The sequence below is a fragment of the Rahnella victoriana genome (assembly GCF_004330295.1).
Lineage (GTDB): Bacteria > Pseudomonadota > Gammaproteobacteria > Enterobacterales > Enterobacteriaceae > Rahnella > Rahnella victoriana.
The window spans coordinates 68,311-82,771 of the sequence record NZ_SJOJ01000001.1 but is presented as its reverse complement, the minus strand read 5'-3'; the positions used below and the strand labels follow the sequence as shown (position 1 = coordinate 82,771).

The 14,461-nt window shown below is 53.4% G+C and carries 14 protein-coding genes; 9 read left to right on the top strand and 5 right to left on the bottom strand.

Features of this window, described 5'->3' with window-relative positions; translation table 11 throughout:
- Positions 1-93 precede the first annotated feature (93 nt).
- Both EYY67_RS00380 and EYY67_RS00375 read left to right on the top strand, forming a co-directional pair.
- A complete protein-coding gene (locus tag EYY67_RS00380; protein ID WP_095921307.1) occupies positions 94-432 on the top strand; it encodes a DUF2502 domain-containing protein in 339 nt (112 codons plus the stop codon).
- Positions 433-833: 401 nt separating this feature from the next.
- Positions 834-1,094, top strand: a complete 261-nt coding sequence (locus EYY67_RS00375) for a hypothetical protein (protein ID WP_095921308.1) — start codon at positions 834-836, stop codon at positions 1,092-1,094.
- 62 nt (positions 1,095-1,156) lie between these two features.
- Here EYY67_RS00375 and EYY67_RS00370 read toward each other — a convergent pair whose 3' ends face one another.
- Positions 1,157-1,603 (bottom strand): universal stress protein, encoded by a 447-nt coding sequence (locus EYY67_RS00370; protein ID WP_095921309.1) that lies wholly within the window; start codon positions 1,601-1,603, stop codon positions 1,157-1,159.
- A gap of 24 nt (positions 1,604-1,627) precedes the next feature.
- Positions 1,628-2,407, bottom strand: a complete 780-nt coding sequence (locus EYY67_RS00365) for an IclR family transcriptional regulator (RefSeq protein WP_131692585.1) — start codon at positions 2,405-2,407, stop codon at positions 1,628-1,630.
- 245 nt (positions 2,408-2,652) lie between these two features.
- Here EYY67_RS00365 and EYY67_RS00360 point away from each other — a divergent pair, with 245 nt between their 5' ends.
- Together EYY67_RS00360 and EYY67_RS00355 are read left to right on the top strand one after the other, a co-directional pair.
- On the top strand, positions 2,653-4,254 hold the full coding sequence (locus EYY67_RS00360; RefSeq protein WP_131692584.1) for an MFS transporter: 1,602 nt from the start codon (positions 2,653-2,655) through the stop codon (positions 4,252-4,254).
- Between the two features lie 58 nt (positions 4,255-4,312).
- Entirely contained in the window at positions 4,313-5,347 is a 1,035-nt protein-coding gene (locus tag EYY67_RS00355; RefSeq protein WP_131692583.1) for an HlyD family secretion protein, read from the top strand.
- 72 nt (positions 5,348-5,419) lie between these two features.
- On the opposite strand, the gene mdoC is transcribed toward EYY67_RS00355, so the two are convergent.
- Positions 5,420-6,604, bottom strand: coding sequence for a glucans biosynthesis protein MdoC (gene mdoC / locus EYY67_RS00350; RefSeq protein WP_131692582.1), 1,185 nt, complete (start codon positions 6,602-6,604; stop codon positions 5,420-5,422).
- A 332-nt stretch (positions 6,605-6,936) separates the two neighbouring features.
- On the opposite strand from mdoC, the gene EYY67_RS00345 reads away from it, so the two are divergent.
- The 3 genes from EYY67_RS00345 to EYY67_RS00335 all read left to right on the top strand — a co-directional run bounded on the left by EYY67_RS00345 (position 6,937) and on the right by EYY67_RS00335 (position 11,498).
- Positions 6,937-8,472 (top strand): glucan biosynthesis protein G, encoded by a 1,536-nt coding sequence (locus tag EYY67_RS00345; RefSeq protein ID WP_119827424.1) that lies wholly within the window; start codon positions 6,937-6,939, stop codon positions 8,470-8,472.
- Positions 8,465-11,047, top strand: a complete 2,583-nt coding sequence (gene mdoH / locus EYY67_RS00340; protein ID WP_095921314.1) for a glucans biosynthesis glucosyltransferase MdoH — start codon at positions 8,465-8,467, stop codon at positions 11,045-11,047. The genes EYY67_RS00345 and mdoH overlap by 8 nt, the downstream gene beginning before the upstream one ends.
- A gap of 205 nt (positions 11,048-11,252) precedes the next feature.
- Positions 11,253-11,498 carry a YceK/YidQ family lipoprotein gene (locus EYY67_RS00335; RefSeq protein WP_095921315.1) on the top strand — a complete coding sequence of 82 codons (246 nt, stop codon included), beginning with the start codon at positions 11,253-11,255 and terminating at the stop codon, positions 11,496-11,498.
- Between the two features lie 6 nt (positions 11,499-11,504).
- Here EYY67_RS00335 and EYY67_RS00330 read toward each other — a convergent pair whose 3' ends face one another.
- Entirely contained in the window at positions 11,505-11,912 is a 408-nt protein-coding gene (locus EYY67_RS00330) for a MysB family protein (protein WP_095921316.1), read from the bottom strand.
- A gap of 212 nt (positions 11,913-12,124) precedes the next feature.
- Here EYY67_RS00330 and EYY67_RS00325 point away from each other — a divergent pair, with 212 nt between their 5' ends.
- On the top strand, positions 12,125-12,523 hold the full coding sequence (locus EYY67_RS00325; protein WP_131692581.1) for a VOC family protein: 399 nt from the start codon (positions 12,125-12,127) through the stop codon (positions 12,521-12,523).
- A 130-nt stretch (positions 12,524-12,653) separates the two neighbouring features.
- Positions 12,654-13,010 (top strand): hypothetical protein, encoded by a 357-nt coding sequence (locus tag EYY67_RS00320; protein WP_131692580.1) that lies wholly within the window; start codon positions 12,654-12,656, stop codon positions 13,008-13,010.
- A gap of 27 nt (positions 13,011-13,037) precedes the next feature.
- On the opposite strand, the gene mdtG is transcribed toward EYY67_RS00320, so the two are convergent.
- Entirely contained in the window at positions 13,038-14,276 is a 1,239-nt protein-coding gene (gene mdtG / locus EYY67_RS00315; protein WP_095921319.1) for a multidrug efflux MFS transporter MdtG, read from the bottom strand.
- Between the last annotated feature and the right edge of the window lie 185 nt (positions 14,277-14,461).

Below are 14,461 nucleotides of genomic sequence, written 5' to 3'. Positions count from 1 at the left end.
TCAGGGTATTTTTTTTGGGATAAATTCCTATAGAACAGGAAGATAGCTGGCGGTACTTTGTCACCACCTGATAAGCAGGTCGTGAGGTTCACAATGAAAAAACTGATTCTTGTTCTCGCCGTTTTGCTAACTTTGCCAGCTATCGCACAGGCAGACGTCGAGCTTGGCGTTAATATGCCGGGGCTGTCACTGCATATCGGTGACCGTGATGACCGCGGGTATTACTGGGATGGTGGTGACTGGCGTCCGCCAGGCTGGTGGGATCATCATTATCGTGATGAAGGACGGGGTCACTGGGTGTATTACGAACCGGCTCCGCCACCACCGCCGCACTGGCATCATGAGCACTGGCACGAAGGCCCGCCGCCGGGTTACTGGCATGACGGCCCTCCGGGACACTGGCGTGAAGGTCCGCCGCCGGGTCGCTGGTAGCAGAACCTGAATTATTGCAGTACAGGCATAAAAACAGATTTTGGGAACAGGGTTGGCAGTGGCGATGCAAAAGCATCCCCAATGTCAGTTCTGTTCCTTTTACGTTCACCCCCCGTTATTGATAATCCTTCTCTTTTAATAATCACCACCTGAATATTAAATAATTAATCCATTCACCTTAAATATATTTAATGTCCTATTTTTTAATTAATAAAAGGGAAAATGCGAAGCAGGGCTTTTTAAGACAAATTGCTGCTTGCTTATATGCCTTAGTATGTTAATTTCTTGTTATCGGAACGGCAACGGATGGCTCGAACGCGATGCGTACTTGCTGAGACAGGCAGTCATTCAGGGATAGTGTCAGTCAGGTATGCACCCTGTCATTTACCGAGAATATCCCTATGCAATTGATTAAAAACGATTTTGAATACCGCACCTGGATGCTGGATACTTATTTCTATCAGGATAAAATTGAAGGCGATAAGTTGCTGACTGATGAGGAAATGGACGATTTCCTTTTTGAGTTCCGGCCACGTGAATACCCGTGTTTAGGTAATGTGACGCCATCGAAAGAATGCTCGCTCGAATTAGATATTACTTTCTTTTACCGAAATCATATTAGCGAATGGGCCGCGTCGATGGGCCTGATAAATACTAAATAACCGTTATTGCCTCAATTAAAAAAAGCGCCTCAGGGCGCTTTTTTACATGAAAATCAACGTGATTAATTTCCGCGAACTTCAACCAATACCGGGCAAGGCGAACCGGCGATCACTTCCGCACTCACCGATCCTTTCATCATACGGCCAAAGGCTGAAAGCTGACGGTGACCGATGACAATGACGGAAGCCTTTCTTTTCGCCGCCTCGGCCACCAGGGCCTCTCCCGCCGCACCGACAATCAGATTCCCTCTGGCGCTGATACCGGCCTGAGCCAGCGTGTCCAGCGCACGGCCCACCACCGCGCGCGCAGTATGTTGTTCCTGTTCCGCCGGGGGATAATCGACGATTTCGCCGGGGATATCGCCGTTGTTTTCCAGCGCATAAGATTCATCAATACAGCAGGTGACAAACACGGTCGATGCGCGATCTTTTGCCAGCTGGCAGGCGAGATCAACCACAAAAGGGGACTGCTTCGAACCGTCTACGGCGAGCAAAATGACATCAAACACGGCAACTCCTTTATTTACGGCCCATTATTTGTTTTCACCCAACTTGCCGATTTCGCCAATCAGGGCAGTTTTGCATTCCAGTAACGCTTCGCGGATTTGCGCTTCCTGCGCGGCGCGGCGGGCGGTAGGGAACAGCACCGACACAGAATAACGTCCCAGAATGGTATCTATCGCCACCGCCAGCGTGGTGACGCCACTGACGGTTTCGCCTTCTTCCAGCGCGATACCGCTTGCCCGCACCATCGCCACTTTTTCCAGCAGGGAATCAAGGGTGCGGACGGTATTCTCCGTGGCGGGTTCCAGCACATCACCGACAATAATGCGGATCTCTTCATCTGTTTTCAGTGACAGCAATGCGCGGCCGCCGGATGTACTGTAAATCGGCAGATTCAGGCCGACGCGGGGCACCACGCGCAGTTCTCTTTCTGCCACAATGCTGTGGATATTGGCAATCTGCCGTCCGCTCGCGCGCCCGAGGGACACCGTTTCGCAGGTGATATCGCAAAGTTGACGCAGGAAAGGCGAGGCGATGGCGATCACATCGGTATGCACGGTAGACACCAGTTTCAGCAGCGTCGGGCCAAGTCGTACACCGCCGCTGCCTTCGGAGCGCACCAGACCTTCTTCAGCCAGCGCCGCCACGATCCGCTGCACGGTTGACCGCGGCAAATCCACGTCATTGGCAATCGCCCCGAGGCTCATGCCTTGCGGGTGTTTCCCAAGTGCATTGAGAATGGTCGCTGCCCGCGAGATCACCTGGATCCCACCGCTGCGTTCTTCGTCTGCCGGAATGTCCTGAGCCATCATTTCTCCTTTATTCGCGTCGCGTGATCCATACCAAGACCCTGAAGGGTCAATGTAATGGCTCAACCGGGGAAAAACAATTTTTAATCACATTGCAATACAGTGCACCGTATTATAGTATTTTGCCATGTATCGCAATGTGGTGCAGTGCATCGAAATTTACGTGATGTCGATCGTCTTTGCTATCCCATGACACCAAACCTGCCTTCTCACTATCGCCGCATCCATAAGCGGTGGAGTTAACTATGAATCAGTCAATCACGACGGCGCCTGCCGCTGCGATGCCTGTGCCACCGCCTTTTAACCTCAGGCTGGTGATCGGGCTGTTGGGCGTGTTGTTCGCCTCGTTGTGTTCAGGCCTAAATGACCGCGTCACCGACATCGCTCTGGCGGATGTGCGTGGCGCGCTGAGTATCAGTACCGATCAGGGATCCTGGCTGATTGGTGTGTATCAGGCAGCAGAAGTGTCGGCAATGATGCTGGCACCCTGGTTCGCCATGACATTTTCACTGCGCCGTTTCACCATTTTTATCACGCTGGGATTTGTCCTGCTGGCGGCGGTGTTGCCCTATGCCCCGAATCTGCCGCTGTTCATCGCCCTGCGCGCGGTACAGGGTATTTTCGGCGGTGCACTGCCGCCTTTGCTGATGACCGCTGCCCTGCGTTTTATGCCGCCGCAATACAAATTATACGGACTGAGTGCGTATGCCCTGACCGCCACGTTCGGGCCTAATATGGCGACCTCGCTGGCGGCGATGTGGACCGATTACGTCGGCTGGGAGTGGGTGTTCTGGCAGGTGATCCCGCCGTGCCTGCTGGCAACTGCCATGATCACATATGGTCTGCCGCAGGACCCGTTGCGTTTTGAACGTTTTAAACAGATGGATGTGGTGGGTATGGTCGCCGGGCCGGGCGGCATTTCCCTGCTGGTGCTGGCCCTGCAACAGGGTGAACGTCTGGACTGGTTTCATTCGCCCCTGATCACGATGATGTTTTTTGCCGCCCTCGGGTTACTGACAATTTTTCTGGTTAATGAATGGCATCACCCGTTGCCTCTTTTCAAACTGCAAATGCTCAGTCGTCATAATCTGGCGCATGGCTTAATTACGCTGTTTGCGCTGATGTTCCTGTTTTTATCCGGCTCAGCGTTACCTTCAAGCTATATGGAGCAGGTGGGCGGATTCCGCGCCGTGCAGGTCGGGCCGCTGGCGCTGACCATTGGCTTACCGCAATTATTGCTGGCGCCGTTAGTTGCTTTTGTACTGACCCTGCGCCGGGTTGACAGCCGTTGGGTGCTGGCCTGCGGGCTGGGTCTGGTGGGGCTTTCCTGCTACTGGGGGACGCATCTGACCGGCGTCTGGGCGCGCGATAACTTCTATGTGATCCAGATAATGCAGGCTTTCGGCCAGCCGATGGCGGTGCTCCCCATCCTGATGAGTGCGACCAGCGTGGTGCAGCCGCAGGAAGGACCTTTTGCTTCAGCAATGTTCAATACCACCCGCGGGCTGGGCAGCGTGATGGGCGCGTCGTTGCTGGCGGTGTTTGTCAGCCATCGGGAGCAGTTCCATTCCAATATTTTGCTCAATCATGCGGGCAGCGTGAGCTATCTGCTCTCCCAGCCTTATGCCGGCGACAGCAGTTTCCTCGCGCCTCTCAACGGCAGCGGCGCGGCCATTTCGACCGAAATCCTGTCCCGGTTTTCTCAGGGCGTGAAACAGCAGGCGCTGGTGCTGGGGCTGGCGGATACCTACAGGGTCATCATCGGGCTGGCGTTGTTCCTGATCCTGCTGGCCGCTGTTTTGCCCAAACGCACCTATCCGCCTCAGTCTCTGGTGCAACGCCCGTGAGTGACGCATCGCCTGAAAAATGTATTCCACTAATAAAAAAGCACGAGAGAAAAGAATCATGATAAAAACCTCACCTGTCCGCCTGAGCTGGCTGTTCGCCATCGTGGTGGTGATTTTTCTGGTTGTGATGGCCTTTTGGATACTCAGCGGGGATAGCAGACCGGTGACCGACGATGCCTTTGTTTCGGCGGATTCCACGCTTGTCGCGCCACGCATTTCCGGCACCCTTGCCGATGTTTATGTGCAGGATAACCAGACGGTAAAAGCGGGGGAGGTGCTGGCACGCATTGACGACCGTGATTACCGCAATGCGGTGCTGACGGCGCAAGCCAGTCTTGAAACGGCGAATGCGCAGATGCTCAGCCTGACCGCGCAGCTGGCGAAACAACAGCAAACGATTTTGCAGGCGCAGGCTTTGGTCAGCGCGGATGCGGCCAGCATTGCTTACGCGCGTCAGAGCGCCGACCGTTACAAACGTCTGCTGCAAAACGGCTCGGGCACGGCAGATGCGCGTGATGAGTCTGATGCCAATTTGCGTTCGAAGCTGGCATCACAGCAAAGCGACATCGCTGCGGCGCTGGGAGCAGAAAAACAGGTGGACGTGCTGAAGGCTGAACAGGCGCAAGCGAAAGCGGCTATCGATTCCGCCACAACGGCGCTGGCACAGGCCAGACTGAATCTTTCCTACACTGAAATCACGGCGCCGGTGGATGGCGTCGTCGGCCAGCGTTCGCTGCGTATTGGCGGATATGTGGCCGCCGGCACGCGCGTTCTGGCAGTGGTGCCGTTGAAAAGTGCTTACATCCTGGCGAATTATCTGGAAACCCAGCTGGGCGATGTGCAGCCGCAGCAGCCGGTGGATATCAAAGTCGATGCCTTGCCGGGAGTGGTACTGAAAGGCAAGGTGGACAGCATTTCTCCGGCGACCGGCGTGACGTTTTCGCCGATCTCTCCTGACAATGCCACCGGGAATTACACCAAAGTGGTGCAGCGTCTGGCGGTTAAAATCGTGCTCGACGGCGAACAGCCTGAGGCGAAACGTCTGAAAGTAGGCATGTCAGTGATCCCCACGATCCACACAACGACACGCTGACCGACGCATTTTGCAACAAAAAGGCGACCCTGTTGATGCCGGGTCGCCTTTTTTATGCGTGCTTAATCAGGTTCAGGATGTCTGATTTTGTGGCGGATTGGCATCTGAAGGCGATTTTTTCGCCGGATGCTGTGGCTTGCCTGAGAACAGGAAGCGCAGGATCGGGATGCGCTTGTGGACTTCGTAAAGCAGGAAGGCAATCCCGAAGACAAACACCAGCCCCAGCCAGAATCCCAGCCAGTCGCTGTGAATTTTTGGCGTAATGAACGCGCCATAAATCAGCGTTAAAGGGTGGTGGATCAGATAGATAAACAGCGACGAATTCACCAGATAGGTGATCCACGGCGCCTGGAAATTCAGCAGGTAATGGCTGAAGGAGAACACGACATTCACCATCAGGATCCCCAGCAGGGTGGTGATGATGGCGTCGATTTCCATCGAATACAGTTGCGGGGTATTCACATGTTGATTGAACATGTAAGCCGCGAACAGGAAGATGCTCGCCACGCCCGCTGTCGCCGACGGTTTCAGAAACAGTTCTTTCAACCAGGAGAATTTATAAGCAAACGCGCCGATGACGAAAAATGGCAGATAAAACAATGTCTGCATCACGATGAAATTAAACGCACCGTTCGAAAGCAAACCTGGCGCAAAAAGATACAAGCCCCGGTTGAACGTCGCGTAAATTAAACCGATAAATAAAAACAGAATTGAGAGTTTTCCTAAACTGTTGGTATGTCGTTTTATTAATTCAATGCGACTGCTCTTAATTTCTTTAATAAATTTGAACAGGTAAAAACAAATACTGGTCAGAATAACTAATGTTAAAAGGAACCATAAATGGGAGACCAGTTCCCAGACGGTGACATTAATTTTCTGATAGAAATCCATCGCATCCCAGTCTGAGAATTTGCTGGTGTACTTCATCAGGAAATAGAGTTGCGGAAGCGTGATGAGCGGGAAGGCCGCCGCCAGCGGGATGGCGACCCGCTCCAGACGCACCTTCAGCCACTGCTGCGGGTTGTAGCGCTCATACAGCATATAAGAGAAGTAACCGGAAATAACAAAAAACACCTGCATCCGGAAGGCGTGGATCACGTCATTGAATATCGTCAGGCCGTGCGAAGGTATTGCACTGTTTACTGCCCAGATATGGCTGGAGTAAATCAATGATATATGGAAAGGAATACCCAGCAGCATCAAATATGCGCGGATGGAGTCTAAGAAAAACTCACGTTGTGGTTTCTGTGGTTTCATTACGTATCCGTTGTATGTAGCTCATCCTAATTTTAGAGCGTAATTTGTCTTTAGGGGTAATTTGCGACGTAAGCAAAAATGACCATCGTTGACATTAGTTTAGTTTCTAACCTTAAAACATGCCTTGTTATAGGACAAGTTTCCATAGCCGGAGTTTCAACGAATTGATATCCTTGTACCCTGTTGCGCTTAAACGGTTCATCAATGGCTGAACCATCGACTGCTCAAGTTGTCGGAAACCTGACACTTCCCTTAAAATAGTTACAGTGAATGAGTTAAGCGCACGTAAAGGAGACAAGGTGTCGGATAAAAATTTTTCCATAGGGTCACGTATGATCAAAGTCCGTTTGCTAAGTGCCGCAGTGTTGATGACCATGTTCACCTCATCTGCCTGGGCTTTTTCTATAGATGATGTTGCCAAACAAGCGAAGGCATTAGCCGATAAAGGTTACGAAGCGCCGAAAAGCAATCTTCCGTCTCAGTTCCGCGATCTCAAATTCGCAGACTACCAACAGATTCAATTCAATCATGACAAAGCGTACTGGAAAAACCTGAATACGCCTTTCAAGCTTGAGTTCTACCATCAGGGCATGTACTTCGACACGCCGGTGAAAATCAACGAAGTGACGGCTAACTCTGTCAAAGAAATCAAATACAGCCCGGATTATTTCAACTTTGGCAACGTTAAGCATGACGCTGACTCAGTGAAAAACCTTGGCTTTGCCGGTTTCAAAGTGCTTTATCCGATTAATAAAGCCGACAAAGATGACGAAATTATGAGTGTGCTGGGTGCCAGCTACTTCCGCGTCATCGGTAAAGGCCAGGTTTATGGCTTGTCTGCCCGTGGTCTGGCGATCGACACCGCGCTGGCTTCCGGCGAAGAGTTCCCGCGTTTTCGTGAATTCTGGATCGAACGTCCAAACCCGGATGAAAAACATTTAGTCATTTATGCATTGCTGGACTCACCGCGTGCGACCGGCGCTTACCGTCTGGATGTGTATCCGGGTAAAGAAGCCACGGTTGACGTGCAGTCTCAGGTTTATCTGCGTGACAAAGTGGGCAAACTGGGTGTGGCACCGTTGACCAGTATGTTCCTGTTTGGCGCAAACCAGCCTTCGCCTGTGCTGAACTACCGCCCGGCGCTGCATGATTCCAACGGTCTGTCTATCCACGCCGGTAACGGTGAATGGATCTGGCGTCCGCTGAATAATCCAAAACACCTTGCTGTCAGCCAGTTCTCCATGGAGAACCCGAAAGGCTTCGGTCTGCTGCAACGTGGCCGTAGCTTCTCTAACTTTGAAGATCTGGATGACCGTTACGACCTGCGCCCAAGCGGCTGGGTTGAGACGCAGGGCGACTGGGGCAAAGGTAAAGTCGAGCTGGTGGAAATTCCTACTGCCGACGAAACCAACGATAACATCGTGGCCTTCTGGACACCGGATCAACTGCCTGATGCAGGCAAACCGCTGAGTCTGAACTATCGTTTACACTTCACCCGTGAAGAAGAGAAATTGCACTCTCCGGATCTGGCGTGGGTTGAACGTACCATGCGTTCTACCGGCGATGTGAAACAGTCGAACCTGATCCGTGAGCCTGACGGCAGCGTGGCTTTCCTGGTCGATTTTGTCGGTCCAAATCTAAAAGCCCTGAAGAGCGACACTCCGGTGGCGTCTCAGGTCAGCGTAGGTGACAACGGCGATCTGGTTGAAAACTCCGTCCGCTATAATCCGGTAACCAAGGGCTGGCGTCTGACGCTGCGCCTGAAAGTGAAAGATCCGAAGAAAGCGATTGAAATGCGCGCTTCTCTGGCCAATGGCGACAAAACTCTGAGTGAAACCTGGAGCTATCAGCTGCCTGCAAATGAATAAGTCAACGCACTCTACTCATGATTATGTAGAAGCTTTGCCGCTTACTGATGAACAGAAAGCGGCGCTCACTCAGCAGCTTCCCGCTGCGGAAGAGCAGGCTTTTGCTACCGTACATCACCGCTTAGGCGGTGATGTGACTGCCTCTGTTAACGCGGCCGACCCTGATGCCCCTCTGGTGTCAGTGAAAGCCCGTGTTGGCGCAAGCTGGCCGGATGCCCTGGAAAAGGGCACGCTGGATGAAGTCGATAATGAAGGGCGTACCATCGCCAGTGCGATGCCGCCGGTGAAACGTTCCAGCATGTTCCCTGATGTCTGGCGCACCAACCCGGTGGGCCGTTTCTGGGATAACCTGATGGGGCGCAGTGCGGCTTCCCGCCACACCACTTCACATATGCCAGAGTCGGAAAAACGCTGGCGTCATGCCGGTTCCGTGCGCCGTTACATCCTGCTGGTGCTGATGCTGGTTCAGACGGCCATCGCCACCTGGTACATGAAAACCATTCTGCCTTATCAGGGCTGGGCGCTGATCGACCCGAGCGATATGCTGAATCAGGACTGGCAACAGTCGGTTCTGCAACTGCTGCCTTACGTGTTGCAGACTGGGATCCTGGTGCTGTTCGCCATTCTGTTCTGCTGGGTATCGGCCGGTTTCTGGACCGCACTGATGGGCTTTTTGCAATTGCTTATCGGCCGCGACAAATACAGCATTACCGCGTCGACCAAAGGCAATGAACCGCTCAATCCGAACAACCGTACTGCGCTGATCATGCCGATTTGTAACGAAGACGTGGAGCGCGTTTTCGCGGGTCTTCGTGCAACGTATGAATCAGTGAAAGCCACGGGCGATCTGGATCAGTTTGATATCTACGTACTGAGTGACAGTTACGATCCCGATATCTGCGTCGCGGAACAAAAAGCCTGGATGGAAGTGTGTCGTGACGTCGAAGGTCATGGTCGCATTTTCTATCGCCGTCGCCGTCGCCGTGTGAAACGTAAAAGTGGCAACATTGATGACTGGTGCCGTCGCTGGGGCGGGGAATATGCCTATATGGTGATCCTCGATGCCGACAGCGTCATGAGCGGTGAATGTCTGACCGGTCTTGCGCGCCTGATGGATGCCAACCCGAACGCCGGTATTATCCAGTCTGCGCCAAAAGCGTCAGGCATGGATACGCTGTATGCGCGTTGCCAGCAGTTTGCGACCCGTGTGTACGGCCCGCTGTTTACCGCCGGTCTGCATTTCTGGCAATTGGGTGAATCCCACTACTGGGGCCACAACGCGATTATCCGCGTGAAGCCGTTCATCGAGCACTGTGCGCTGGCGCCATTGCCGGGTGAAGGCTCCTTCGCCGGTTCCATCATGTCTCATGACTTTGTGGAAGCTGCGCTGATGCGCCGTGCAGGCTGGGGCGTGTGGATTGCTTATGATCTGCCTGGCAGTTACGAAGAGTTGCCACCGAACCTGCTTGACGAGCTGAAACGCGACCGTCGCTGGTGTCACGGTAACCTGATGAACTTCCGTCTGTTCCTGGTAAAAGGGATGCACCCGGTTCACCGTGCTGTGTTCCTGACCGGTGTCATGTCTTATCTGTCGGCACCGTTGTGGTTTACCTTCCTGGCGCTGTCTACCGCCTTGCAGGTGGTGCATACGCTGATGGAACCGCAGTACTTCCTGCAACCGCGTCAGTTGTTCCCGGTGTGGCCGCAATGGCGTCCTGAGCTGGCAATCGCCTTGTTCTCGACCACCATGGTGTTGCTGTTCCTGCCAAAACTGCTGAGTATCGTGCTGATCTGGGCGAAGGGCGCGAAACAATTCGGTGGCGCATTCCGCCTGCTGGTTTCGATGTTCCTGGAAATGCTGTTCTCGGTATTGCTGGCACCGGTGCGTATGTTGTTCCACACCGTGTTCGTGGTCAGCGCGTTCCTGGGCTGGGAAGTGGTCTGGAATTCACCGCAGCGTGACGATGACGACACCCCGTGGGGCGAAGCCTTTAAGCGTCACGGATCTCAGCTGTTGCTGGGTGCGGTCTGGGCTGCCGGTATGGCGTGGCTGGACTTGCGTTTCCTGTGGTGGCTGGCACCCATCGTCTTCTCTCTGATCCTGTCACCTATCGTCTCTGTTCTGTCGAGCCGTGCGACACTGGGGATCAAGAGTAAGAAAGCCAAACTGTTCCTGATCCCGGAAGAGTACGATCCGCCGCGTGAACTGGTGGCTACCGAAGAATACCTGACGCTGAACCGTTCGCGTAAGCTGCAAAATGGCTTTATGCACGCGGTCTTTGATCCGGGCTTCAACGCACTGGCGACGGCGATGGCAACCTCCCGTCACCTGTTGCGTGAAACGGTAGAAAACGGCCGTCGTGCTCATCTGGAGCATGCGCTGAAAACCGGTCCTAAGGATCTGGGCAAAGCAGATCGTCTGATCCTGCTGAGCGATCCGGTGCTGATGGCGCGTTTACACTCGGCGGTGTGGACGCAACCTGATCAGCAGGCGTGGAGTGCTCACTACGCGCAACTGCCGCGCAATGTGCAGGCATTCCCTGTCACTCAGACGCTGGAAGTGAAACCGGCCTGAATGACATTGAGTGAATAAAAACGGGCAGCATGTGCAAACATGCTGCCCGTTTTCTTTGTGGTGAAAGACAGGTTACTCTTTAGCGGGTGGCGCAAGAATATTTACCTCCTCTTAACAAAAGCGGGACGGTATGCGTGCTAAGCTGGCCGCGCTATTCAGCGCTCCATAAAGCATTTCTTTTGAATTGAATCGACAGGTTGGATGAGTGATTAAACGGGTTATTTTTCGGGGATGTATAGTGGCATTTGCTGTGGCAACGCTGACCGGATGCGGCAGTATTATCAGCCGTACTGTGCCGGGGCAGGGACATGGCAACCAGTATTATCCCGGCGTACAGTGGGATTTACGGGACAGCCCGTGGCGTTACGTCACTGTCATCGATGTCCCGCTGTCGATGATTGTCGACACCTTCATGCTGCCGGTTGACGCCCGCCACGGGCCTTACGAATAAACCGGTTTAGTCGATATCACGTCCCGGATAATCGTCTTCGTCGTCCCATTCTTCTGCGGCCGCTTCGCCTTCCTCGGTATCCAGCGGCGGCTCATGCTGAAACTCACCTTCATCCCATTCAAACAGCGTGGCTTCTTCCTGCCATTCCTCTTCCAGTTCTATCTGGTCATAATCTTCGTCAAAGATCGCCTGCGCCGCGGCACCGCTGCGGAAGGTCAGCGCCTCGATGGAATCCCCTTCACCACTGAGGAATTCCGCCTGCCACATCACATCGCCATCCTGCATGATGTATTTTTGCAGATTGAACTGATCCGGCACCGGCTCTTCATCGCCGTGAATTCTGTCCTGTGCGGCTTCGAGAAATTCTTCGCGGGCGGCATCAATAGCTTCTTCAAGCGTTGCGTACATGCTCATTGTTGTCTCCTGAGTTGAAAGGAATAGGTGTGCAGCAAATAGCGTTATTAATGAACAAGTAACGGCCATCTGACAGTGAAAAACCTGATTAAATGAGTGTTGTCGATAACTGGCAGGATGCAAGTTTTCAGATGAAAAACAGACCATTTTTTTCTGCTATCCTCAGTTTCTTGCTTGCGATGTTGCGGCGGTTTTAAAAAAGGGAAGTGGAGATGGTTTCACGACAAGCAGTGTTACGGGTCGCGCGCCCGACGGATAATCTTGAACAGATAGCCCGCATGTATTCGCAGGGGTTGGGTTTTGAAATAATAGGTAGTTTTAACGATCATCAGGGGTTTGATGGCGTGCTGGTCGGGCATCCGCAACATCATTATCACCTTGAGTTTACCCATCATCACGGTTCCCAGGTGGGGCGTGCGCCCACCGAAGACAACCTTCTGGTGTTCTACATCCCGGATAATCAGGCGTGGCAGACGCACTGTGAACAGATGCTGCAGGCGGGTTTTATCATGGTGCCTTCGTTTAATCCCTACTGGGATCAGTGCGGGAAAACCTTTGAGGATATTGACGGCTATCGCGTGGTGCTTGCGTTAAGAGACTGGGCGGCATAACCACAAATGTCAGCAGAATTTCAGCTTTGCAAAGGCTGTGGGAGGAGAGGGTAAAAGTTTAGCAAACCGGCTACACGGGAAGAGTTTGAGGCATAAAGTGACTCTGAATTCTCAAGATAAGGTTAATGCTATGACAACACTTTCCCGCGCTTTACTCATGCCGCTGTGCGGCCTTGGCGTGTTATTCAGCGTAGCAAGCACTGCCGCTGAAAATATGCATCCTCAGCCGCCGGTGGAACAGCCGCACGGTATGCCGCCTTTCCATGACGAGGGGATGCTTCCTCCGCCACCGATGATGATGGGCTTTTGCCATCCTGGGCAGTTATTCTGTGCCAGTGTTGCCAGCGAAAACCCGACGGAAACCATTCAGAAACTGACATCAGTGTTGCCTGCGACCACCGCAGGCAAACATTACGAAGTGCGCCTGGCCGTGGTCGAAGTGCCTGATCATATGCCAATGCCACCGCAGCCTGAAAAAACGAAGTAAACCTCTCCCTGTGACGCCGGTCGGGATTTAATCGACCATCGCCTGACGCGGCCGGCGTTGCAGACACCAGTACGAATACACCGCATTGAACAACACCACCAGCGCCGTCACGCAAAACACGGTACGGAATCCGTAACTGGCCGAAACCGCCGCACCCAACAGCGGGCCGGTGACGTTGCCCACATCACGAAACGACTGGTTATAACTGAATACGCGCCCGGCCACCTGATTGGTGCAGTTATAAATCAGCAGGGTCTGTACGGCGGGGAGCAGTGCGCCATCGCAGGCACCCAGCATAAATCGCAAAATTCCCAGTTGCAGCGGCGTTTGCACAAAGGCCATCGGGATCAGCAGCAGCACCGATATCGCCAGCATGGCCACCAGAATGCGTTCCGGCCCGATCCGGTCGCCGAGTTTGCCCAAACGGGGCGCACTCATCAGGGCGGCGACGCCGGGCACGGACGCAATCATCCCGCTGATAAATGCCAGATTCTGGGTATCACCCGCCAGTTCCCGGACGTATAACGTCAAGATCGGGGCGATCGACCCCGTCGCCACCTGAATAATCAGCGTGGTCACGAACAGACACAGCACCAGCTTGGGATTTTTCAATGAGGCAAACACTTGCCTGCGGTTCAGCATGTCTTTTTTGTTCACCGGCACAAACTGCTCGCGGATGAAATACAGCGTCATCAGGAAACACAGGAAAAGCACCAGCGCCGTGATGAAGAATACCGGGCGTAAACCGTAGCTGTCGGCCAGCAGACCGCCGACCAGCGGGCCGATCAGTGCGCCGCTCACCGCACCGGTTGACAGCGTGCCCAGCGCCCAGCCGCTTTTGTTTCGCGGGATCTGGGTGGCGATCAGGGCATTGGCATTGGGCACAAATCCGCCGAGTAAACCGAGCAATGCGCGCAGGATCAGAAACTGCCAGATGTTTTGTGCCACGCCCATCAGCGCCATGACGATGGCCATGCCGAGTGCGGAACGCAGCAGCATGATTTTACGGCCTTTACGGTCGGCGAGTCCGCCCCAGAAAGGTGATGCGATGGCTGAAAACAGGAAGGTGATACTGAACACTAGTCCCGACCACATATTCAGGGATTCATGGCCGGTGACGCCGAGGGTTTCTACATAAAGGGGCAGGAAAGGCATGATCAAACTGAATGCGGCACCGGTCAGGAAGCAGCCAATCCAGGCGACATACAGATTACGTTTCCAGTTTATGGGTTCTGGAGCAGTTTCAGGTTCAGAGGCCGAAGTCATAAAATACCGAAAAAAGAGGTCAGATTCGCTCTGGAATGACAGACAGAAACAAGGCAGAGCACAAGTAACAATCAATTGGCATGATAATTATGCGCCTAATTATCATTCACTTCAATGATGTTAACGAAGTGTAACAGGTTAAATAAGATACAGGTTAACGCGTGCGGGCGGGATGAAGAAGATCA